The following is a 23,338-nucleotide window of genomic DNA, read 5'->3' as shown; positions in this document are numbered from 1 at the left end:
TTAGTGGGATAAAGTTCAACCCTAACTTTCCTAGTTAAGTAGGTGGTTACAAATAAACATTAGATGGATAGGGCTGGTTTAACCGCGAGCTATACTAGCAGCCAGTTTATTCTGACCAGCCCCGCCCTTCTCGTCACCAGTTTATTTGCACCTACCTATTTATCTAGGGTCTAACTCTAGATAACTCAAAGTATCGGTCACTTTTCAATGCAGCAATTCCTCTAATTTTTGCTGGTTCCACAAATACTGATAAAGCCCTGTTTGCCCTACCAATTCAATGTGAGTGCCACTCTGAACTATTTCTCCTCTCTCCATCACAAAAATGCGATCGGCACTAGCCGCCGCTGACATTTGATGCGAGATAAAAATTACCGTTTTGCGATCGGTTCCCGTTGCCAAGTTTCGCAAAATGTCGGTAGCAGTTTGATTGTCAACGCTGGAGAGAGCGTCATCCAAAATTAACACCGGGGCGTCAACTAACAAAGCGCGAGCAAGTGCCGTCCGCTGCCGCTGTCCGCCGGATAAAGTAATGCCGCGCTCGCCGACCACTGTTTTGTACTGCTGCGGAAAGTTGAGGATTTCGGCGTGAATTTGCGCTTGTTTTGCCGCGGCTTCAATCTGCGGCTGTTCCGCTAAAGGGTTTCCGTAGCGGATGTTATTCTTGATGGTAGTGCCGAACAGAAAACTTTCTTGCGGAACGTAGGCGATCGCCCCGCGCAATTGTGTCAATTTTACCTCGGTAATATCCTGTCCGTCTACAAATAACTGACCCGGATCGATATCGAGTAAGCGTGGCAGCGCATTAGCTAAAGTTGATTTTCCCGAGCCGATCGCCCCGACAATTGCGACAGTTTCTCCCGGTTTTATGGTAAAATCAACATCTTTAAGCGCGGGTGTCTTAGCACCGGGATAAGTATAATTTAGATGGCGGGCCACAACTTCGCCTTTGACTGGAGTTGGCAGTTCACCTGCATCGGCAGCATCCTTAATTTGCGGTTCCACAGTCAGAATTGATTCGATGCGATCGACACTCACTTCTCCCCGCTGGTAAGCAGTAATCGTGAAACCCAACAGGGCCGTCGGAAACACCAAACGCTCGACATAAATCAGCAACGCCACAAAATCGCCAATGCTAATTTGACCATTAGCAATTGCCCCGCCACCAGCAGAAAGCAGCACCAACAAACTGATACTTGCCAAACCGCCCAGCAGCGGAAAAATAAAGTTTCTAGTTTTTGCTAATTCCAAATTTGCTGATAGCAACTGTGCGTTGGAATTGCGAAAAGCTCGGCGTTCGTTTTCTTCTTGAGCGTATATTTTAATTACGGACATCCCGCTCATATCCTCCTGAATCAAATCGCTCATCGCCGACAATTCCTCTTGCACGGCTAACTGTTGGATGCGAAGTTTGTCGCTAAATAACTGCACCAAAACCAGCATTAAAGGGTAAACGGCGATCGCAAACAACGTCAGCCTTACATTAATCCCCAACATCACCGGCAAAGTCAAAGCATAAGCAAATGCCGTATTCGCCAAACTGAGTACCGCAAACCCCACCAAGCGCCGAATATTGTCCAAATCGGAAGTAGCGCGGTTAATTAAATCTCCTACCGTATTGGCGGCAAAATAAGACGGTTCTAATGTTAATAAATGGTTAAAAATTTGCTGTTTGAGGTCAAATTCTACTTGACGCCCCACGCCAAACAGCAGAATCCGCGACACCATCCGAATTACCCACATAATTGAGGCGAGGATCAGAATTAGTGCCACGAAGTTGAAAACTTCGTCAAATTTAGTCGCAACTTGGAGAGTGTCAACTGAATTCCGAATCAGCAGGGGAATGTAAACGCCCACAGCATTGACAATTAACAGCGAAAAAATGCCCCAGAATGTTGGCTTCCAGTGCGGGCGCATATAAGAGCCGAGTTTTTGCAGTCGAGAATAACGAGCCATTTGTTAGTGCGTAATTTGAGATTGATTGAGGAAAGGAAGAAGGTTCGGCAACGGATTTTGTAACGGATGTAACGGATGTAACGGATGTAACGGATGTCAGGAAGAAGGAAGAAGGAAGGCGCAATCTTCAGCTCACGTTTTCAGCAATTAAGAACGTCCTAATAGTTTTGGCGGTTGCTATAGAAGGTAGAAGTTTGAAAAAAAAAGAAGCTCTATCGAAAGGTAGATGACCGCAAACACAAGTTAAGAAATTTTTAATAAAAATTCTGCTTTGGGATAACGTGCCATCAAAATTGGGTTTTGGTATTAACTAAAACCTGATTATATCGATATGTAACAAACCACATTATATCTGTGGGAACACGAGATCTGTGGGGACACGGCAATGCCCTGTCCTTAGCCACCCGGAACGAGCTCGCCCAAAACTCCCATCCGCCCCCGCAATCCCCCCCAGCGTTGAGTCGCGCTACAATCAAAAATCGATCGACTTAGCACTCAGCCTCAGAGAGTGCTAAATTTGCTAATGTAAGCGATTGGAGACAAACATGACCAAAATAGTTGCATTTAGCGACAAATCTCGGCGGGCACTAGAACGCGGCGTCAATCAACTCGCCGATGCTGTCCGCATCACCTTGGGCCCGAAAGGCCGGAACGTCCTATTGGAAAAGAAATACGGCGCTCCCCAAATCGTTAACGACGGTATCACCGTTGCTAGGGAGATCGAACTCGAAGACCCCCTGGAAAATGCCGGCGCTCGCTTAATTCAAGAAGTCGCCTCCAAAACTAAAGATATCGCAGGCGACGGCACAACAACCGCAACGGTTCTAGCTCAATCCCTGATTCGCGAAGGTTTGAAGAATGTAGCCGCGGGCGCGAACCCAGTCGCGCTGCGCCGGGGTATTGAAAAAACGATCGCCCACTTGGTGCTGGAAATCGAGAAATTGGCGAAACCCGTCGAAGGGGCTGCAATTGCTCAAGTCGCTACTGTCTCCGCCGGTAACGACGAAGAAGTCGGCGCCATGATTGCCCAAGCAATGGAAAAAGTCACGAAAGACGGCGTAATTACTGTAGAAGAGTCGAAATCTCTGACGACAGAATTGGAAGTTGTCGAAGGGATGCAGTACGATCGCGGATATCTTTCTCCGTATTTCGTCACTAACACCGACCGCATGGAAGTTGAGTACGAAAACGCTCGCCTCCTGATTACCGACAAAAAAATTAGCTCGATTCAAGAACTAATTCCAGTTCTCGAAAAAATCGCCCGCACAGGTCAACCGCTGCTAATTATCGCCGAAGATATTGAAGGCGAAGCTTTGGCAACTCTGGTAGTCAACAAAGCCCGCGGCGTATTGAACATCGCAGCAACGAAATCTCCTGGTTTTGGGGAGCGGCGCAAAGCTATGCTTCAAGATATCGCCGTGCTCACCGGCGGTCAACTGATTTCTGAAGAAGTCGGACTCAGCATTGATACCGCAACCCTAGAAATGCTCGGTACCGCCCGCAAAATTACGATCGACAAAGAAAACACGATCATTGTTGCTGGCGAAGAACACAAAGCTGACGTGCTAAAACGGATCGAGCAAATCCGCAAGCAGCTAGAAGCGACGGATTCCGACTACGACAAGGAAAAGCTAACCGAACGCATCGCCAAACTCGCCGGCGGCATCGCTGTAATAAAAGTCGGCGCAGCTACCGAAACCGAGCTCAAAGACCGTAAACTGCGTATTGAAGACGCTTTGAACGCTACGAAAGCTGCTGTGGAAGAAGGTATCGTTGCCGGAGGTGGCACGACGCTAATTCACCTGATTACAAAAATAGATGCGATCAGAGATACTTTAGACGCCGAAGAACAAGTAGGCGCTGACTTGGTGAAGAAAGCTTTGGAAGCACCATTGCGTCAAATCGCTGATAATGCCGGTGTTGAAGGTTCTATCGTCATCGAGCGAGTGCGGGCGAGCGAGTTCAACATTGGCTACAACGCACTCACCGACGTGTACGAAGATATGATTGCCGCCGGGATTATTGACCCGGCTAAGGTGGTGCGATCGGCTTTGCAAAATGCCGGTTCCATTGCTGGTATGGTGCTGACCACTGAAGCTGTGATTGTCGAAAAACCCGAGAAGAAAAAAGCCGGCGGCGGCGACATGGGCGACATGGGCGGCATGGGCGGCATGGGCGGCATGGGCGGCATGGGCGGCATGGGCGGCATGGGCGGCATGGGCGGCATGGGCATGATGTAGTCTTCAGCCATTAGTTTGTAGTCTGTAGAGTGCGCCATAAGCACCGTGGGTGCAAACAAGCGCGTCTTATGTACTACCCGTCTACTGTTTGACGATTAAGGCAGCTTCTCCCTCCGGCATCCCCTGAGAGTCCGGGGGGAGAAGCTATCCAAGTCCCCTTCTTAACGGAGATGCAATGGGGCTCGGCATTAAGCTATAAGCGATATTTCTCAGGGATTTTAAGCTTAAGTTGACACCTATGCAGTGCGCGCCCTCTCGGTCAACTAAAATTTTTCCCAGAAACCGCGTCTCCCCCTCTCCCCCGATCCTTTAAGACGACGGAGTTACATTGTTGCTGTGCAAGTCTTGAGGAGATTGAAACAGAGTTTCGAGATAAACTCTCGCAGCTTGGCGATAACTGCGCGAAGCTTCAGGCGTACCGCTATCGGCATTCTGCAACAAAAACAGCGACAGGGCCGCGCAAAATACTCGGTCTAGATCCCATTCGGGATGGGTTTCCAGGTAAGTTTTGAGAGAATCGTGCAGCGTTTCGGGAATTTCAGCAAAAATACTGACTGTTGGGTTCATCATTTTTTTTAGTCTCGCTAATAAATTGAAAACAGAACCCCCCCTTCGGCCGGATACAGGTGCAGGCACAGCCGAAATCAGAGCGCTTTTTTTTAGGTCGGTCGCATCATTGTGCGCTATGAGGGGGTGGGTTTGTCAATGTTGCGAAATATTACAAAGTCCTTTATATAAAAAAAAGGTTTACCAAAGAATCAGCTTTTCAGGGCAGTTTTTGTTACATATCTTTATGTGTTGGGCGGTTTATGAGGGATTGGGCAGCAAGTTAAGGAAATCCCCAATTCCGCAGCAAGATGCTACCGTGCCGTTAATTTCTGTGGAAAACTTTGTCGAATCTGTGGAAAACCTCAGACTTGCCTGGGGAAACGCTGTGGAATGTTTAGGGAAAAGTCAGGGAAAAAATAAGAATTGCAAAGGGCATGGGGCATGGGGCATGGGGCATGGGGCATGGGGCATGGGTAGCAAATAACAAATGATTAATGACTACTGACTGCTGACTGCTGACTGCTGACTACTGACTAATGACTTCCTAAGTGCCACTCTGCCGCTTTTTGGCGGATGGTTGCCAATTCTGCCGGCGGCCTTTTGTCGAGATTGGCTAGGAGAAAGCTCATGCGACGGATCGACTGAAGTTGGTCGCGGTGGCGCGCTAGGAAATCCCAGTAGGGAAGATTTATCATCTGTGCGGTTGATAGCAGCTTGGTTCTGCCAAAGTCGATCGCCTAATATCCAAATGCCAACAGTCATTTTATTTGTTTCACCATTTCACCATAAAAGTTATCTTTTACTTTTCATCAGGGCTGGTCGTTTATTCAGAAAAATTAATTGGCTGAAAAATCACAACTAATCAAAACTCATAATTTCTCCGCTTGTGGCGAGAACGTACTAGAGCATAACATTGATTTCCAAAGATAGGGACACCGACCAGCAAATTTAAATTTTATGTCGCTGTATCCTTCAGATGTTAATAACTTGGTCAGCGTCTCTACTGAAAAAAATTTAATGTGACCGTTATCCCAAAGAACGGTAAAATGTTTATCTAGTTTGCCGGAAACCGCTAAAGCCAGATTTTTTAAATAGCCGTGATAGGGTGTGGAAATAATTAGTCTTCCTCCCGGAGCGAGGCATTTTTTGGCAGTTTTGGCTAGTTCTTTAGGATAAAGCAAGTGTTCGATTACTTCAATAGCTAAGACAACATCAAATGAGTTCAGAATATCGGTATCTGGGAGGTCGTAAATATCTGCTTGGATAAACTGACACTCCGGGAAACTTTGACGAGAGATGGCAATTCCGGGCGCAGAAGTGTCAACGCCGACAACTTCGCAGCCGTGCTCTGCGATAACGTGACTGAGGCTGCCATTGCCACAGCCGAGATCCAAAACTCGGAGTTTTGTCTTGCTGGTCTGCTGAAGTGTCGCCAGCATTTCTAAAAGGGGAGATATCAAATAAGCGTGATGATATCTCGGACGGTTGTTTGTGTAATAATACGTATAATTGGTAAAGTTTTTTTTCATCGATTAAGCTATGGAGATTATTGCCGAGACCGCGAATTTACGGAGCGTGGGTGCACTGTTTGAGCCAAGGTTCCCCACATTAGGGTTGTCAGAGTTGATCGGCAGCTCGATTGTCTCATTCTTTTTGTTTGACAGGTGAATTATTGTCACCGAATCAATCGGATGCCAAAAGAAATCTTTGACAGGGTGCAAAATCTTGCATCGCCCATCTCTGGCCCATCTCTCGAAGGCATTCGGAAAGAAAAAGTCCGATCGAGCATAATTCTCTCTGTGCACTAGCCGGAGACAGAACTTTTTGCCCGTTAATTTTGATCCAAGAGTGCATCCATGCGATTCTAGCTTCAAGCAACTGCGGTATGTCCACCCGAGGCTTTTTTGCAGCCTGAAAAATTGGCCCCTGGGCGATGAGGTGCCAGTCGCTCCGAGAATTGAGAAGGGAAGTGTGACCGAAATCACAGGCATTTGCGAAACAAATTGCTGAGCATATTTGGGTCCACACACTTAGAATCGAGATTACTACAGTGGCTTCTATAATTGTGTTTAAATGTTGTTCTGAAGCTGTGTGGTCCCGGCAGCAGAGCTCCCTAGACAGATTCAGGCTTTCGGTCTGGTTTATTTCACTTTAATGGTCGCTGTTGGGTGTTGCACCTTAATTTAGATATTTCCTATGGTTAAGTTAGGTCAATCCTCCTTTCGCCGTATTTTACTGTCGCGGATTTTGTTGCTCAGCGTACCGGTTCTACTGGTGGGGGAGTATGTTACCTATCGCAAGGCACGCTCGACGCTTCTGGAAACTGCTCGTCTAAACTTGACAGAAAGTGCAGCCAGAAAAGCAGAAACTATTGACCAGTGGGCGAAATCGCTGAAGTCGAATCTGATCGGCGCTTCGGAAAGCTCGATGTTGCAGTCTGTAAATCCGAAGGATTATCAAAAGTTTATCGCGCAATTAGGGCAGCGGTTGCCAGCGCAGGTTGATTGCTTGCAATTGACTAATTTAAAGACAAATCAAGTGATAGCAAGCACTTGCGGGCAGCAGCCGATTCAGTCGCTGCCGGCAAAATTTTGGCCGCCCGTACAGCAGCAGCAAACGCTGCTGGACGACAAGAGCGTTTACATCAGTCTGTCCTTACCTCAGCAGCGACAGGGGACAGCAAACGATCGGAAGGGGGCTTTGGGGGCTGAGGATTTTCCAGAGGCGGGTAAAGAAGGCCGCGATACCCAAGCGAGTTTGGTGTTGAGCGCTCCTGTTTACATTCGTCGGGGCAATACCGTGCAGTTGAGTTATGCTTTGAGTTTGCAGTCGGCCTTGCCGGTGCAAACCAGCGCTCCCAAAGGTTCTTTAGCCGGCTATACGGTGGCGATCGACCAAGATGGGACGATTTTGGCGCACCCGAATATCAACCGCGTGGGCCGCAATATCGACCAAGAGGCAGATGCCGCTCGACTAAAAAGTATTGTCCGAAGGGCGATCGCAGGCGGAAAAGATTTTCTCCATCTATTTTCCTTTGAAAGAAATGGTGTAGAGTTGCTAGCAGGATACGCTGCTATCCCGAGTCCTTCAACTAAACAGGAGAACAGCAAGTGGATTATTTTAGCTGTCTCTCGTTTAGATTACGCTCTGTCTGGTTTGGAAGAAATTCAGCAAGTTTTATTTAATTTAATTGTAGGTTTGGTTGCTGCTAGTATCATCGCGACTTTATATCTGTCTCGCGACTTGGCGCGTCCTGTGGAAAAACTGAGAGACTACGCGATGAAAGTAGATACGGAAGTGTCGCAGACAGTGCCCCAAGATTTCCAAATTAGGGAATTTAATCAACTATCAGAAGCACTCAACAGCATGGTGCAGCGCCTCAGATCCTGGGCCCGAGAATTGGAAGTCGCAACCAAAGAAGCGCAAGTTGCCAATCAATTAAAAAATGAATTTTTGGGGAATATTTCTCACGAATTGAGAACGCCACTTAACGGGATTATTGGTTTTATTCAAATTGTGCGGGACGGCTACTGCGATGACCGAGATGAAGAAATGGAATTTTTACAACGGGCCCACGATTCGTCAATGCAATTGCTCAATATTATTAATGATATTTTGGACATTGCTAAAATAGAATCCGGCACGTTCTCGATGATCTTAGAAGTAGTTGACATTACTCAGGTACTTGAAGACGCGATTGATTTGCAAGCGACTCAAATTGAGGAAAAAGGCTTGAAGTTAAGTTTGCCAGAGCCTCACGATCCGATTATTGTTCATGCCGATCCCGAGAAGCTAAAACAGGTGTTTTTAAACGTGTTAAGCAATGCCGTTAAGTTTACAGAGTCCGGCAGCATTAATATATCTGTGCGGCTAGAATCGAGGACTAATTCTGGTAGTTTTAACGGCAGTGCTGACAGTACGACGGGTCCCAGCGGTCAAAGCGATTGGGTGGTGGTGACAATTAAAGATACGGGAATTGGTATTGATCCCGAGCACCAGCAGAAATTGTTTCAACCTTTTGTGATGGCTGATGGTTCTACAACTCGCAAGTTTGGCGGTAACGGTTTGGGCTTGGCTATCTCGCGAAGGATAATGGAATCTATGATTGGAAGCATTACCCTGCACAGCGCGGGCGTGAATCAAGGTACTACAGTGATGATTTCTTTGCCTGTCAATCAGCAGTCAAGTTTTTATTTTCAGAGCCCGGACTTAGTAACGGAAAAGGGAAATTTCAAAAGTTGAGGAGTGATTTTCCCAATCTAAAATCTAAAATCTAAAATGGTATTAGGGGCTGTCCCCCGAGTTCGAGGGATTTGCTCAAAGTGCTGAGAATGCGGATTAATTCGACGGAAGCCGCGCCCGAAGAGGTAAGACAGGGGGTATTTGTTTGGACGCAGTTGAGGAAGCGATCGCACACTCGCCTCAGCGGTTCTACTTGTTCTAAACTCAACACTTCGCGGTGTCTGATGCTTGTTGGCTGCGGCGCGATCCTCTTCGAGGGCTTCGCTAACGCACTTTCAAAAGAGTTATTCTCTTCGCCCCGGTAATCTGAAGGGCCGCGCTGCAAAATCAGGGGAGTTTCTGGCAACATTTCATCAAAAATCAAGGTTCCCAAACTGCCAACAACTGTTAAGCGCCGTTGTTTGTCGGGATTTAGCCAGCACAGGTGAATAAATGCTTGAAATCCGTCGGGATAGGTGAGCGTTACCCAAACTAAATCTGCTAGTTTTTCTGCCGGATTAGTAGTCAGCAGTGAAGGAGCCAATTGATTTTCAATTTCTGCTGCTTCTTTATTTATTCCTGATTCCTTCTTCCCTTTCCCTGATTCCTTCGGAAACACAGTGCCCATCGCCCTTACTTCAATTGGCGTTTGTTCCAGCCAAGTATTGAAAATAGCGATATCGTGAATAGCCAAGTCCCAAAGGGCATCAACGTCATGGCGCACCGGTTTAAAATGGGTGCGCTGGGCGTAACCGTAGCGCAATTTTCCGAGTTGATGCTGTTGAATAATTCTTTGACCTCGATCGACTGCTGGATGAAACAGATAAGTGTGGTCAACGAAGAGTTGTCGCTGCTGTTTTTCGGCTAATTGACAGAGTTCTATTGCTTCAGTGAGGTTGAGGGCGAGGGGTTTTTCTGCTAAGACGTGGTAGCCTTGTTTCAGCGCTGCTGCTGCGAGGGTGTAGTGTGTGGAAGCTGGAGTAGCGATCGCCACAGCTTGCAGTCCTGCCAAGGCTTGCACTTGAGACCAATCGGTAGCTAGAATCACCGAGGCATCGAGATTAAACTGTTTTTGAACAGCCACCAATGAATCTCGATTCTGGTCTACCACCGCTAAAACTTGGCTGTTGGGATGTTCGAGAAAGTTGCGAATTAGGTTAACTCCCCAGCGGCCTGCCCCCAATACAGCTATTCCGATTTTCATTGATAATAATTTAAAAAATCGCACAGTAATTATAGCAGATTTTGTTATTATTATCTATGTTTTAATTCAAAAAAATCACTGTTGACTGGTGACGGTTGGCAGTAGTTATTGGTTATTGGTTATTGGTGGCAGCTAACAAATAACAAATAACTGATAAAACCACTCAACAGTCAACTAACTACTGACTATCAACTAATTTATTGAAAGCTGCCTGAGCCGCTGCTTGTTCGGCCGCTTTGATCGATCGACCTTTTCCCTCTGCTACCAACTTTCCCTGAATGAGAACTTCTGCGGTAAAACGATCTTCCCCGCCCTGCACTGTCCCGGTTTCTTGGACGCTATATTTGGGCAAAGTTTTGTATTTGCCTTGAGTCAACTCTTGGAGAGCAGCTTTGTAGTTTTGGCGGGCAGGATCGCTGCGGATTTCCGCCGCTAGGCGTTGAAAGTGAGAATCTAGCCAAGGGCGAATTAATTCTAACGTCTGGGTACTCAAATAAAGCGCAGCCAGTACCGCTTCCAAAGCATCTGCCAGTCGGGGTTCAGCGCCTGTTTTGTCTGAGGCGGCACTGCTGGAAACAATTAAATAGCGATCGAACCCGTAACTTTCAGCGATTTTAGCAAGAATGCGATCGCTCACCAAGATCGATCGAATAGCAGCAAATTCCCCCACTGTACAGTCAGGATAAATCTCAAACAACAATTCCGACGCCGCCAGCCGCACAACTGCATCCCCGACAAACTCTAGTTGCTCGTAATTTGCCTTAGCTGACGCGCTCGCATGAGTCAAAGCTAAATCCAGGAGATGCCATTTTATCGAAGCATCCTTCGTCAGTCCCAATTTTTGAATTAATGTTTCAAGTTGCTTTTGGCGACCCGGATAAATCATACCATTTTAGATTTTAGATTTTAGATTTTAGATTTTAAATTTTAAATTTGGGAATGACGGATGACTATCTGGGTTGAGAACTTGTCAAAAGTTGCATTTTTTTTTACAGGTATCAGATCCATCTTAATAACTTTTTCCTTAAAAAAATAAATATTGATCCGGGTGATTCTGGTGCACCTTACCCCAAATCTTCCTCCGGGTGTGCAGTGCACACCGTTCCCAACAAAAAACAGGTTGAAAGGATTTGTTGACCTTATTCCCAAGCGGTAATTTTAATTAAATGGGGGGGAAAAAGTCGGACATAAGCCGGGTTCTGTTCTCTCAACTGCAAGCAGTTTTCGAGGGCAGTTATCTATCTGGGGCGCCTGTTACCAGACGCCTCAAGCGGTACCAAAAAACGGAACTGGTAAAAAACCAACCATAGTCCCTCCGACCTTGCTCCCAACTGGGGTTTACCGAGCCAGCACCTCTCGATGCTGCTGGTGCGCTCTTACCGCACCTTTGCACCCTTACCCCCTAACACTTTGCGATTTTCGATGCTTGATTTTTGATTCAATCTCAAATCTCAAATCTCAAATCGGGGGGCGGTATCTTTCTGTGGCACTATCCTCACGATCGCTCGCACTGGGCGTTACCCAGCAAGTTTGGTTTTTCGGGAGCCCGGACTTTCCTCAGACAAGCTTTCGCTCATCCGCAACCGCCTGCGCCTACTTTTTCCCCAGATTTATTGTACGCGATCGTTCGTCAATCAATTTAAGATTTGAGATTGAAGATTTTAACTTGTCGCCGACTTAATTTGGACATTTGTGTTTATTCAAACTCTTGTACGGTAGGCCCGAAAGCCCGCCCAACAATTAAATTTCCATGCAACTCCCCTTAAATTGCCTCACGGATGAATCAGGGGGCTGAAAAGTTGGGAATTCTCATGCAAGGATTTATGGCACGGATTCAACTAGGGGTACGAAACCTTTTTACCTCACATAATTTTTAATTATTCAATCTTCAATCCCCAATCTCAAATCTTCCATTCGGTTACTTTAATGAGTCCTCTTTCACAGTAGAAAAATTATCAAACCAGCCGCGTCTCCAGAAGAAGTAAACTAAACCAGAGGCGATCCCTAGCATAATTGCCCAACAAAGCGGATAGCCAAAATACCAGTTCAGTTCCGGCATATTCCAGGGAGATGTCTCTGTATTGAAATTCATCCCGTATACTCCCGCCACAAAAGTTAGAGGAATAAAGATACTCGAAATCACCGTCAGCAACTTCATGATTTCATTCATTTTATTACCAACCGAAGACAAGTAAACATCCATCAAACCCGAAGACAACTCTCGATAGGTTTCGACCATATCCATCACCTGCACCGTGTGATCGTAACAATCGCGCAGGTAAATTCGCACCTCGGGACTAATCAAATCACTGCTATCTCGAATCAAAACATTAATTGCATCCCGCTGCGGCCAAATGGCGCGGCGCAGAGTCAGCAATTCTCGCCGGATTTTATAGATTTTTTCCAGGGTTTTGCGGGTAGGGTTCAGCACCACTTCATCCTCTAATTCTTCAATGCGCTCTCCGTAAACTTCTAATACAGGGAAGAATCCATCTATAATCGAATCTAACAGAGTATAAGCCAGATAATCAGCTCCGTGTTTGCGAATTATTCCTTGTCCTTTACGAATGCGCTCGCGCACTGGTTCAAAACAATCATAGTCCGGTTCTTCCTGAACAGTTAACAGGTAATGCTTGCCCAAAATCAAACTTACTTGTTCTTTATGAAAAGTATCTAGTTCTGGATGGAGCATCACCATCCAAGCAATGATTAAAATGTGTTCTTCATAGTCTACTACTTTCGGTCGCTGGGGAACATTAACTACATCTTCCTGAGCCATTAAGTGTAAATTAAACACTTCGCCCATTTGCCGCCAAGTTTCTTTGTTTCCCAATCCCAACATATCAACCCAAGAAACAGATGCTGTATCTAAATACGCAGCAGCTTTGTGAGGATTTGCCAATTTGGCGCGAGTTGCGGCTGTTTCGCAATAGTCAATTAATACAATCTCCGGAGGCGGCGCATCTGGTTCTAAGTCGAGAGTTCCCGGCGGAGCCCCCGGATCGTCGTAAAAATAGTCAACATAGGAATCATCATCATCATCTTCTTGAATTTGTTTTGCAACGGCACTAGAAGTATGTATGCTTTTGTATACCATGCTAATATTCCTGACTTTTAGAAACTTTAATTAGATTATCATTTTTCTGGTGCAACTACCAATTACCAATGACTAATTACCTCTGCCGAATGGGAATCTCGATCGCAAATTCAGTTCCCTCTCCCGGCGCGGAAGTGCACTGCAGCGTCCCTCCGTGTCTTTCCACCACAATCTGATACGAGATAGACAGTCCCAAGCCTGTACCTTTGCCTACTGGTTTAGTAGTAAAAAACGGGTCAAACACCCGACATTTAACAGGCTCTGCCATTCCACACCCGTTATCGGAAATTACGATCGCAACCCGATTGTTCTCCAGCACCTCCGTGCGAATCCGAATCCACGGCAATGTGTCGCAAGTTAAAGGTAAACTAGCACAATCTTGCCGTTCCTCTTCTGAATAACTCGCCACTTCCAACTTCCTATTCCTGACATCCGCTAAAGCATCAATAGCATTATTTAAAATATTCATAAACACTTGATTTAATTGCCCCACGTAGCACTGTACCTGTGGTAATTCCCCATATTCTTTAACTATTTGGATATGACGATTCCTGCCATTTTCTTTAATCTTGTGTTGCAAAATTAACAGAGCGCTGTCTATTCCCTCGTGAATATTAACACGCTTAATATCTGATTCTTCCAGGCGGGAAAAGTTACGCAAAGACAGAACTATTTGGCGAATTCGCTCGGCTCCGGTTTGAATAGAAGTCAGCAAATGCGGGAAATCTTCTTTCATGAATTCCAGTTCTATTTCTTCAGCCAACTCTGCGATAACAGCAACAGGTTTCGGGTAATGTGTTTGGTACAAACTGCACAGTTCCAGCAAGTTTTTGGCATACTCACTAGCGTAACTGATATTACCGTAAATAAAACTGACAGGATTATTGATTTCGTGAGCAATTCCCGCCACTAGCTGTCCCAAACCAGACATTTTTTCCGCTTGAATTAGTTGAGCTTGAGTCCTGCCTAATTGTTTCAATGTTTGCTCTAGCTGGCGATTTTTATGTTTTAATTGAGCTTCGGCTTGTTTGCGATTAGTAATATTGCGGGCTAGAATAATAATCTGATCTGAATTAAACGGCAACAGTCGGGCTTCATAAGTTTTTTCTCCTTCCGACAGGGAAACCGAATATTCTATATCGATTGAATTTCTTGTTTCGGAAATTTCCAAGATTGCTTGGGCAAATTGGCAGGCGACATTGTGTGGTAATATGTCGGTCATTCGTTGACCCATAAAATGTTCGGGAGGCACGTATAAACTCGATGAAGTTCCTGACAAATAATCCACAATTATACCGTCAGCATCTAGTCGAAAATACAAATCAGGCAAAGCGCGAAAAACTGCTTCTAACTCTAAAGTTTTTTGGCGCAATGCTTCCTCAGCGTAGTACCGATCGCTAATATCAAAAATCACCCCGTCCAAATAGCAAACGTTTCCATCTGCGTCGAACACAGGAGAACCTTTATCCCACACCCATTTAACCGTGCCGTCTGCTGCTAGCAAGCGGTATTCCAAGTTATAAGACTCTTTGTTTTCTATGCTTTGCCGAATAGTTGCTTCTACTTTTGCCAAATCTTGGGGGTAAATAATGCTAGCAAAAGTCCGGCATCTCCTGTCCAAAAGCCAAATAAAATCTGCGGCAGGGTAGCCGGTTAATAGGTAAACGGCATCGCTAATAAAATTAGTCGAAAAATCGCACTTCCAGCGATAAACCATGCCGGGAATATTAGCTACCAAAGACCTAAATCTTAATTCACTTCTACGCAAAGCTGCTTCGGATTCATGTCGCTCTGTAATATCGTGAGCGAAACCTAGCACTGCAAATACATTACCTTCCGCGTCGCGCAGGGGAAGTTTTTGGGTATCAAAAATATGTACTGAACCGTCAGCAATAGTTGCCGCATCGCAGGGATTGTGGATGATGTCGCCGGCCAGTACAGCAGAGTCGTCTGTGCGGAAGCCTCGGATATTTTGGGCGGAATTCCCAAACACAATATCTTCTGAAAATCCTAACTCTAAATCGGATTTCCCAATTATTTCTTCGACTGTTTTGCCGATGGCTTGAGCGAAACTCTTGTTTGCCAAAATATAGCGAAAATATTTGTCTTTGGCAAAAATCCAGTCGCTGGTTTTGTCTATTACTGTGCGTAGGAGTTGTTCAGAACGTTCGGTTTTTTCCAACGACGCCTGCAGTTCTAGTTCTAGGCACTTGCGAGCAGTAATGTTTTCAAAAGCAACACCAACGCAGTTGTTGGGTAAGGGAAAAGCTTTAATAGAAAAAGCGCGAGTTATTCTCCCGCCTTCATCGCAGTCAATATCTTCAAGTTCTACGGCTTTCTGGCTGCGAATTACCGAAGCAAATGCTTGGGGAATGTTTTTCGATCGCAGGTGGGGAAAAATCTCGTCGATTGTCATTCCCAAAACATCAGCCATTTCTAATCCGGTAAATAGGGTAGCCGCAGGATTGGAGGCGATCGCCCTGAGAGTGCTATCATCGTCTATGTTTTCTAAATGGTAGACGTACAAACCAATTTGCATATTCTCGACAATTTGGTCGTAGAGGCGCACGCTTTCGTCTACCTGCCTGCGTTCGGTGATATCTTCAGTAATACCTAAAACGTACTGAGGGCGGCCTGCGGCGTCGAGAATCGGCACTTTGCGGGTGTGCAGTATTCTCATACCTTTGTGGCGAGTTTGGATCGGCTCTTCGGCTATGTCTTTAACAGTAGATTGGTTATGATCGCCGGTCAATATTTCCCTGTCTTGAGCAGTGAAAACATCAGCTTGTTCTTTGGGATAAATATCGTAGTCATTTTTGCCGATCGCCTCTTGAGAGGTAACACCTGCGATCGTTTCTCCGGCTTTATTCCACAGCACAAATTTCAGCGAAGAAGCATCTTTAGCAAAAACTCCCACCGGCAGATTTTCTACTACGGAATTGAGGAAGCCTCTAGCTGATTTTAATTCAGCTTCTGCACGCTTGCGTTCGATGCCTAAAGCGATGACATCGGCAACCGATGCTAAAGTGTCCTGAAAGGGTTTTGTCAGGGGCTGGCGACTGATAATTACCATGACTCCCACCAGCCGTTCTTCCACTATCAAAGGGTAGCCGGCGAAGGTGAGAATTTGCTTAGGTATTGGGCAATTGGTCGGCTTTGGGCTGGTGTTGATAATTGCTACTTCGGAACTGTGTGGCGGTGTTGTTTTCGCAGATTCTTCCTCTGGGAGTCCAAAATTATTCAGTTCAAATCCGCAGTCAAATTCCGGTTTTTGCTGTTTGGCGATCGAGTTAACCTTACTTTCAATAAAGCTAGCCCGATCGTCTGTGCGACTGTATATTCCCGAGGCTGCTTGCAATTGCCAAAGATTATTTTGAGAGTTGAAAGTCCAAATTTCAGCAGAAGCGACATCAATATTCCGCACCATTGCCTCGCAGCAGGGAAGCAGGATATCTTGAGGGTGTTTGGTGAGGGCAATACCCACATCGGCTACCATTGCTGTGAGGCGAGAAGCTTGGGCTTTTTCTGCTTCCAATCGTTTGCGATCGGTGATATCTTCCACTAAAGAAAGCACAGTAAAAGTGTCGCCGCTGCGAATAATCGAGTTGAACCAGCGACACCAAATTACCTGTCCGCTTTTAGTATAGTTGCGGTTAATTGAAGTATTGCCGTTGCCAGTGGCTAGTTCAAGCTCGATCGCGCTTATAGCCTCTCTATCTTCCTGGCAAACCAAAGCCAAATCGCCGAAGTGCTTGCCCATCATATCATCGGATGTCCAACCAAAGATTTCCTCGGCGCGTTTCGACCACTGAACGATCCGAAAATCTTCATCCCAGCCTACCATTGCCAGCGGACTGTTAGCTGCATTCAACCACAGTAAATGGTTCGACCGGCGTAACTGTTGAGTTTTCTGCTGCTGCCAGCGGTAGTGCCTGGTGATATCTCTACCGACGCCCAAAACCCGCATCTGGTTGCTAGAGGCATCCACCGCTGGCGTATAAGCAGTTTCGTAAATTTTAATCCCGCCGTCTGCCGCCATCACCTCATGAATTGCCAGCCGTTTTTCCCCGGTTATAAATACTTGTTGGAGGCAGGAATCAATCTGCGAGATTATATTTTTGACAGCAGCATTATTGGGATATAATTTTAATAATTCCTGATTAGTTTGGTTGACTATTTCAGCAGGCTCCAATCCCATCCAAGCAGCAGCGACAGGATTGATCGATAGGTACTTTTGCTGTCGATCGCACTCTAGGAAAGCATCAACAGAGTTAGAGAAAAAAGACTGAAACGAGTTGATAACTTCCTGCATGGGTATTTTTTCAGGAGAAAAGCTTAGTATTAGGGAAACCTCGTGTCTTTAGACCGATCGAGGAAACACTCATCAGGCAGTTTTCACCGCCTTAAATATTGATTGTTGCTACAGGGAGATACTTGGTCTATTGGTACTTTTGCGATCTATTTTTAACGGAACAATTACCGTTTAAAACATTTCACCCGCGATCGGATAGCAGCTTGGGCTTACACCCATATTTTTGATAACGTAATCAGTTAAGACGATAGCTAGTCAACTATCTCTTTTGATTAGGGCATAAAGCCCCATCTCTTCCGAGCGGGGTGCTGACTTGCTTAAGCTCTAAAATTTTCCTAACGTTAGTTTAACCCACTCAAATCTTTTTGAGCACTGTACTGCTGCGTTTCCCGGTGCAATTTTCGGCGCTGTTCCCTATAATACAAAAATTTTAAAGAAATAGTATTTTGGGGAATATAGCTTAATTACAGCAGATGCTCTTTTTTAAAACCAGACCCAGCGGATACAAAAGCGAGATGGAGAGACCGGGAGACGGGGAGGTGAGCACAGGTGCAATCCACAACCTGCGAGCAAAATGCTTCAGAAATGCCAGACAGCTTACCGATTCCCAATTCCCAATTCCCGATTCTCAATTCTCGATTCGCAATTCCCAATTCGGTAATCTGAAAACGGTTTGGCAGTACGCGAAGCAAAGAACGCAAGCCGTGCAAAGCCATGTAACATAAAGATTGCGATATTTTTCTATGTAATATGGAACTATTAGATACCTTGATTGTGGGTGCGGGTATTAGCGGTTTGAGTTTGGCGCACGCACTTCACAAGGAAGCAACGAGTCCATCCTCGCTGAAGATTTTAGTCGCTGAGAGTCAAGGACGTGTGGGCGGGAACATCACCACTGTGACAGCGGGGGGGTTTCTCTGGGAGGAGGGCCCGAACAGTTTTTCGCCGACGCCAGAATTGATGAAGTTGGCTGTGGATGTGGGATTGAAGCAGGAGTTGATTTTTGCCGATCGCAAATTGCCTCGTTATGTTTATTGGCAAAAAAAGCTGCAACCGGTGCCGATGACTCCCCCGGCGATGATTCAGTCTCAGTTGCTGAGTTTTCCGGGAAAAATGCGGGCGTTGTTCGGGGCTTTGGGGTTTGTCGCGCCGGCAATGGGTGCTGGACTTTCGCAGCAGGGTGACGAGGAAACTGTTTCTCAATTTTTCCGCCGTCATCTCGGTACGGAAGTGATGCAGCGGTTGGTGGAACCTTTTGTTTCTGGGGTTTATGCCGGCGATCCGCAACAACTTAGCGCGGCGGCAGCTTTTGGCCGGGTAGCAAAAATGGCTGATATGGGTGGCGGGCTGATGGCGGGGGCGCTGCTTTCTGCTAGGAAAAGACCGAAGCCAATGCCTGCAGACCCGAATGTTCCTAAGACTAGACCGGGGGAGTTGGGTTCGTTCAAACAGGGGTTGAAGGCTCTGCCAGAGGCGATCGCTGCTCAATTGGGCGATCGAGTGAAACTCAATTGGCACCTGACTCGCCTCCAGCGTACAGAACGCGAAACTTACATTGCTGTATTCTCGACGCCCGACGGACAGCAGGAAGTTGAGGCGCGCACCGTGGTTTTGACAACGCCGGCTTACGTTACAGCCGATTTGTTGCAGCCTCTGCAACCGAAAGTTAGCAGTGCTTTACAAGCTTTTACTTATCCTACGGTTGCCTGCGTTGTACTAGCATACCCGCAGTCGGATGTCAAGGGTAAATTAGTGGGTTTTGGAAATTTAATTCCGAGGGGGCAGGGAATTCGCACTCTGGGGACGATTTGGACATCGAGTTTATTTGCCGATCGCGCGCCTGCAGGGTGGCAAACTCTCAGCAGTTACATCGGCGGGGCTACTGATTCGGAAATTGGCAATCTCGACTCAGAACAAATCGTTCGGGAGGTACACCGAGATTTGTCTCGGATTTTGCTGAAACCAGATGTGCCACAGCCAAAAGTTTTAGCGGTGAATGTGTGGAAGCGGGCGATTCCTCAGTACAATTTGGGTCATTTCGATCGCCTGCAACAAATCGATGAGGGCTTAAAATCTTTGCCTGGGGTGTATTTGTGCAGCAACTACGTTGGCGGAGTGGCATTGGGAGATTGCGTGCGAAGGGGTTTTGAGCGTGCACGAGAAGTGGGCGAGTATTTGCAGAACAAACAATCAAATACTCGATCGATCTGAATTATTGTGTGGGGAGGGCGGGTTTACAAATATCGAGTATGTTAATCCGAAATATTGGTGAACCCGCACCTACAGCCTTCTGCCTTCATATCCGCTGCCCAATGCCGAATGTTACTAGGTTGTGGGTTCAAATTTGTAACCCACCCCCCGGACGGTTTGAATCATCGGCATTTGATTGGGATCTAGTTCAATTTTGCGGCGAATTTGACCTATATGGACATCCACCACGCGATCGGCTCCTACATACTCGTAGTCCCACACTTCATGCAGCAATTCCGATCGCCTCCACACGCGACCGGGTTTGCTGGCCAAACAGTACAGCAGGTCGAATTCTAAAGCAGTCAAAGCAACCATCTGACTGCCGAGAATTACCTCGCGGCGAACCGGATCTATTAGTAGCTCTCCAAAAGTAAGAGTTTTTTGTTCGGCGGGAGTAACAATGCGTTTGCGCTTCAAAATTGCTGCAACGCGAGCTCCAATTTCTACAAGACTAAAAGGTTTAGTAATGTAGTCGTCAGCACCTTCGGCAAACCCTTTCATTTTGTCAGCTTCATCGGTTCGGGCAGTCAGCATCAACACAAACACGCCGGTGCGTCTTTGCATTTCTTGACACAGTTTGTAACCAGTTGTATCAGGTAAATTTACATCTAGAACTACTAAGTCAGGATTGAGTTGCTCAAATAATTCCAGACCAGTCTGACCGTCCTCGCCAGACTCAACTTGATAACCTTGCTGGCTCAAAAAACGGTGAATTAAATTTCGGATTGCCGGGTCGTCATCAACCACAAGGATTTTTACAGGGGCCATGACCACAAGTTTGCTTGAAGAATTAGGCAAGAATATTCAGCCATAATAATAGAAAACTGGATACAAATCTCGAAAAAATTGAGCTTTTAATAGTTATAGCCCTATTTATAACCTACGCAAAATTTCAGGCAATAAATCTCCAGGAACTTTGGATAAGGCTAAATTTTGGCCTGGCAGCCCACATTCACTATAGAAAGCTCTAATCGTTTTGACAATATAGCTCAATGCTGTTTGCCGGGAATCAGCAGCTTGGGAGTTTGCCGCGGCTTGCAAGTTGAGTTTATCCCCATATGTTAACCCTTTGTCATTGAGATGTTGTCCCCATTCGGCACACACTTGCAACTGGTGGTGCAGTGCTGCTTCTAGATGGCTTGTCTGTGCGACTTTATTAGCGGGGAAATGTGGGTCGGTGGCTAGTTGATAGTGGGCTAGTCCGAGATTGTTGCGGGCGGCCAAGGCGTCAAAGGTGAGTTGGGTTCGATCGAGCTCTCCGGCGATATCCAAGGCGGTTTCGTAGGCGGTAATCGCCTGCTGCAATGATTCCGTCCGCGCCTGTTTCTGCTGAAACTGGTTCGCCAAATGCCAATAAGCGGTACCGAGATTATTGTAGGTGGCGGCTGCTGCTGCGGGTACTAATTCTCGGGTGCGGTATTTCAATGCTTCGCGGTAGGCGGAAATCGCCCTGACTAGCAGGGGTTCTGAGGGTTCGTGCTGGGCGAGATTCCAGCAGGCGGTACCGAGGTTGTTTTGCACTCCGGCATAGTTGAGGGGTTCTCGTTCGGGACTGTAGCAGGAGAGAGCTTGGGTGTAAGCTGCGATCGCGCTTTTGAGATATACGATCGGCTCACCATCTTGGGCTAAATTCCAGTATGCTGTCGCCAAATTATTCTGAGCAGCAGCGTACTGCTGGGGCTCCACGGCGGGGTCTAGATCCAGCAGCGCTTGTTGGTAAGCTGCAACTGCGTGCTGCAAGTTCTCTGTCTTGTCTCGATAGCGGGCTAAATCGGCCGAGGCGATTCCCAAATTTTTGTTTAATCTAACGCGGGTTTGGGGTACGGTTTCGCTATCTGTTCGGTTCAAACCTTCAAGGTAGAGGGCGATGCTGCGTTCAAGGCTGGATACCGGATCTGAGGCGTTGAGGGCATTAGTGCGATCGCGCGACAGCATCCAGTAGAGAGTGCCGAGATCGTTGAGCAGATCGGAAATAGGCGGTAGGCTGTTGGACTCCTGGGCGTACTGAGTTAAATTTTGTGTCAATTGGGCAATCAGCCGCGCGCATTCCTCAGTTAGTGGTTGATTTTGCTGCGAGTTGGTGTCAACGTCGAGATACGCAATCACTTGTTCGATCGCGCGAATGGCGATTGTCAGGTTGTGCTCTGAAACGTCTCCCCCCAGAATGCGATCGCGGTAGTAATTCCCCAAACTGTGATAAGCCAAAGCCAAAGCTTCGCAAGAACAATGATGTTCTTGCAGCAGTTCGATGTATTGCAGAGTTTGCAGCGGCAGAAATTTGTCCTCCGATGCGGCATCATTTTCTGCTTCCAACTCATCAGAAGCCGCTGCTAGCACCAAATCTGCAAGTTGGACGGATTTAGAATCTGGCGCTGGGGACGGGGGATGGGAAATTGGGGATTGTTCGTCCTCTGTCAGTTGGACGGATTTAGAATCTGGCGCTGGGGACGGGGGATAGGAAATTGGGGATTTTTCGTCGGGAATTGGGGATTTTTCGTCGGGAATTGGGGATTGTCCAGACAAAGAAGGTATTAAAAGTTGGTTGCCAAAGTCTCCCTTGTCCCGTAAGTTTCGCAAGTCTCCGGAGTTCCCGAAGTCATCAAAGTGCCCGAAGTCTCCCTTAGCTGGAGTTGGTTCGCCTTCAAACTCAAATACTCCGGTTCGCCAGTGCCAAAATTCCGGGGCCGAGTGCTCGATCGAACTCAGCCAGGGCCGCGACACCCACAGCAACACAGTAGACTCGCACATTTGCAGGTTTGCTTCGATGTCTCTCAAATAGCTCAGGAACGACCACTGCACTGCTGCTGACTGCCTGGTCAGGTGTTCTGCCCCGATAATTTGAAATGTCGGCCAAGGGCTGTAACTGCCCCTGTTTTGCGGCGGTGGGTGTTGGGTCAGCCACGCGGCGATCGAACCCCAAGGATTTGGATCGCTCAAGTCAAGTTCCAAACTGACAAATCGGGGGTAGTGGATCGCGGAGCGAGGATCGGAGCCTGCGCTCTCTGCGGCTAATTCTGTCTGCAAGCGGGCTGCCAGACAGTCCCGCAAGCACAAGTCGTCGCAGGCGGCGATAAAAATTTGACGGCGTAAATTGAGGTCGATCGCCTGTTTCAAGCGTTGGTAGATCAGCTTGTTCGAGCTAGAAACTTTTTGGGAAGGAATAGACATCAGGGTCAGCCGATTTTAGATTTTAGATTTTAGATTTTAGGTTTTAGATTTTGGATTGTAGATTTTAGATTGTAGAGTTGAGAGTTGAAATCTCGATCGCTCATAACTCACAACTAAGCCCTGAAGGTAGTCAATCGCACCGGTGATGACTAAAGGATTGTAGATTTTCAATTGGCAATTTTATGTGGGTGACGAACCAGTGTGATTAAGTGCAACCCAAGTCCCTGAAGCTGACAGCCGAGAGCAAAGAACCAAATTTCTGCGGGTCTTATATCGTTTGCGGTTGGAGGGGCACGATCGAGTCAAGGTCAATAATTCCACATTCCGCCACTCCCCACTCCCCA

14 protein-coding genes and 1 other RNA gene are annotated in these 23,338 nt (G+C 46.8%); 4 read left to right on the top strand and 11 right to left on the bottom strand.

Annotation, left to right across the window (positions count from 1 at the left end):
* Positions 1-204 precede the first annotated feature (204 nt).
* On the bottom strand, positions 205-1,953 hold the full coding sequence (locus QUA47_RS01230) for an ABC transporter ATP-binding protein (RefSeq protein WP_333429389.1): 1,749 nt from the start codon (positions 1,951-1,953) through the stop codon (positions 205-207).
* A gap of 545 nt (positions 1,954-2,498) precedes the next feature.
* On the opposite strand from QUA47_RS01230, the gene groL reads away from it, so the two are divergent.
* Entirely contained in the window at positions 2,499-4,193 is a 1,695-nt protein-coding gene (gene groL / locus QUA47_RS01225) for a chaperonin GroEL (protein ID WP_333217658.1), read from the top strand.
* A 309-nt stretch (positions 4,194-4,502) separates the two neighbouring features.
* Here the strand turns inward: groL and QUA47_RS01220 are convergent, their stop codons facing one another.
* Entirely contained in the window at positions 4,503-4,760 is a 258-nt protein-coding gene (locus QUA47_RS01220; RefSeq protein ID WP_050813024.1) for a DUF2811 domain-containing protein, read from the bottom strand.
* Positions 4,761-4,971: 211 nt separating this feature from the next.
* Here QUA47_RS01220 and QUA47_RS01215 point away from each other — a divergent pair, with 211 nt between their 5' ends.
* Entirely contained in the window at positions 4,972-5,226 is a 255-nt protein-coding gene (locus QUA47_RS01215; RefSeq protein WP_242728929.1) for a hypothetical protein, read from the top strand.
* A 14-nt stretch (positions 5,227-5,240) separates the two neighbouring features.
* On the opposite strand, the gene QUA47_RS01210 is transcribed toward QUA47_RS01215, so the two are convergent.
* Together QUA47_RS01210 and QUA47_RS01205 are read right to left on the bottom strand one after the other, a co-directional pair.
* The gene (locus QUA47_RS01210; protein WP_333429388.1) at positions 5,241-5,504 is read right to left on the bottom strand and encodes a hypothetical protein; all 264 of its coding nucleotides are present in this window, start codon (positions 5,502-5,504) and stop codon (positions 5,241-5,243) included.
* 107 nt (positions 5,505-5,611) lie between these two features.
* Entirely contained in the window at positions 5,612-6,271 is a 660-nt protein-coding gene (locus tag QUA47_RS01205) for a class I SAM-dependent methyltransferase (protein WP_333429387.1), read from the bottom strand.
* A 667-nt stretch (positions 6,272-6,938) separates the two neighbouring features.
* Between QUA47_RS01205 and QUA47_RS01200 the strand changes: the two genes are divergently transcribed.
* Positions 6,939-8,984: an ATP-binding protein gene (locus QUA47_RS01200; RefSeq protein ID WP_333429386.1), complete on the top strand. Its 2,046-nt coding sequence runs from the start codon at positions 6,939-6,941 to the stop codon at positions 8,982-8,984.
* A 31-nt stretch (positions 8,985-9,015) separates the two neighbouring features.
* Here QUA47_RS01200 and QUA47_RS01195 read toward each other — a convergent pair whose 3' ends face one another.
* The 5 genes from QUA47_RS01195 to QUA47_RS01175 form a co-directional block, all read right to left on the bottom strand.
* Complete coding sequence (locus QUA47_RS01195) at positions 9,016-10,167, bottom strand: Gfo/Idh/MocA family oxidoreductase (RefSeq protein WP_333429385.1); 1,152 nt, start codon at positions 10,165-10,167, stop codon at positions 9,016-9,018.
* A 178-nt stretch (positions 10,168-10,345) separates the two neighbouring features.
* Positions 10,346-11,053 (bottom strand): ribonuclease III, encoded by a 708-nt coding sequence (gene rnc, locus QUA47_RS01190; RefSeq protein WP_333284586.1) that lies wholly within the window; start codon positions 11,051-11,053, stop codon positions 10,346-10,348.
* 287 nt (positions 11,054-11,340) lie between these two features.
* An RNA gene (gene rnpB, locus QUA47_RS01185) (RNase P RNA component class A) lies at positions 11,341-11,767 on the bottom strand.
* Between the two features lie 318 nt (positions 11,768-12,085).
* Entirely contained in the window at positions 12,086-13,264 is a 1,179-nt protein-coding gene (gene corA, locus QUA47_RS01180; RefSeq protein ID WP_333429384.1) for a magnesium/cobalt transporter CorA, read from the bottom strand.
* Positions 13,265-13,340: 76 nt separating this feature from the next.
* Entirely contained in the window at positions 13,341-17,576 is a 4,236-nt protein-coding gene (locus QUA47_RS01175) for a PAS domain-containing protein (protein ID WP_333429383.1), read from the bottom strand.
* 750 nt (positions 17,577-18,326) lie between these two features.
* Here QUA47_RS01175 and hemG point away from each other — a divergent pair.
* Positions 18,327-19,787: a protoporphyrinogen oxidase gene (gene hemG / locus QUA47_RS01170; RefSeq protein WP_333429382.1), complete on the top strand. Its 1,461-nt coding sequence runs from the start codon at positions 18,327-18,329 to the stop codon at positions 19,785-19,787.
* Positions 19,788-19,901: 114 nt separating this feature from the next.
* On the opposite strand, the gene QUA47_RS01165 is transcribed toward hemG, so the two are convergent.
* Together QUA47_RS01165 and QUA47_RS01160 are read right to left on the bottom strand one after the other, a co-directional pair.
* A complete protein-coding gene (locus tag QUA47_RS01165) occupies positions 19,902-20,594 on the bottom strand; it encodes a response regulator transcription factor (RefSeq protein ID WP_190663415.1) in 693 nt (230 codons plus the stop codon).
* A gap of 105 nt (positions 20,595-20,699) precedes the next feature.
* Positions 20,700-22,994 (bottom strand): tetratricopeptide repeat protein, encoded by a 2,295-nt coding sequence (locus tag QUA47_RS01160; protein ID WP_333429381.1) that lies wholly within the window; start codon positions 22,992-22,994, stop codon positions 20,700-20,702.
* Positions 22,995-23,338 lie beyond the last annotated feature (344 nt).

This window comes from Microcoleus sp. MON2_D5 (assembly GCF_036701905.1).
Classification (GTDB): domain Bacteria; phylum Cyanobacteriota; class Cyanobacteriia; order Cyanobacteriales; family Microcoleaceae; genus Microcoleus.
This window is presented reverse-complemented; position numbering and strand designations above follow the sequence as displayed.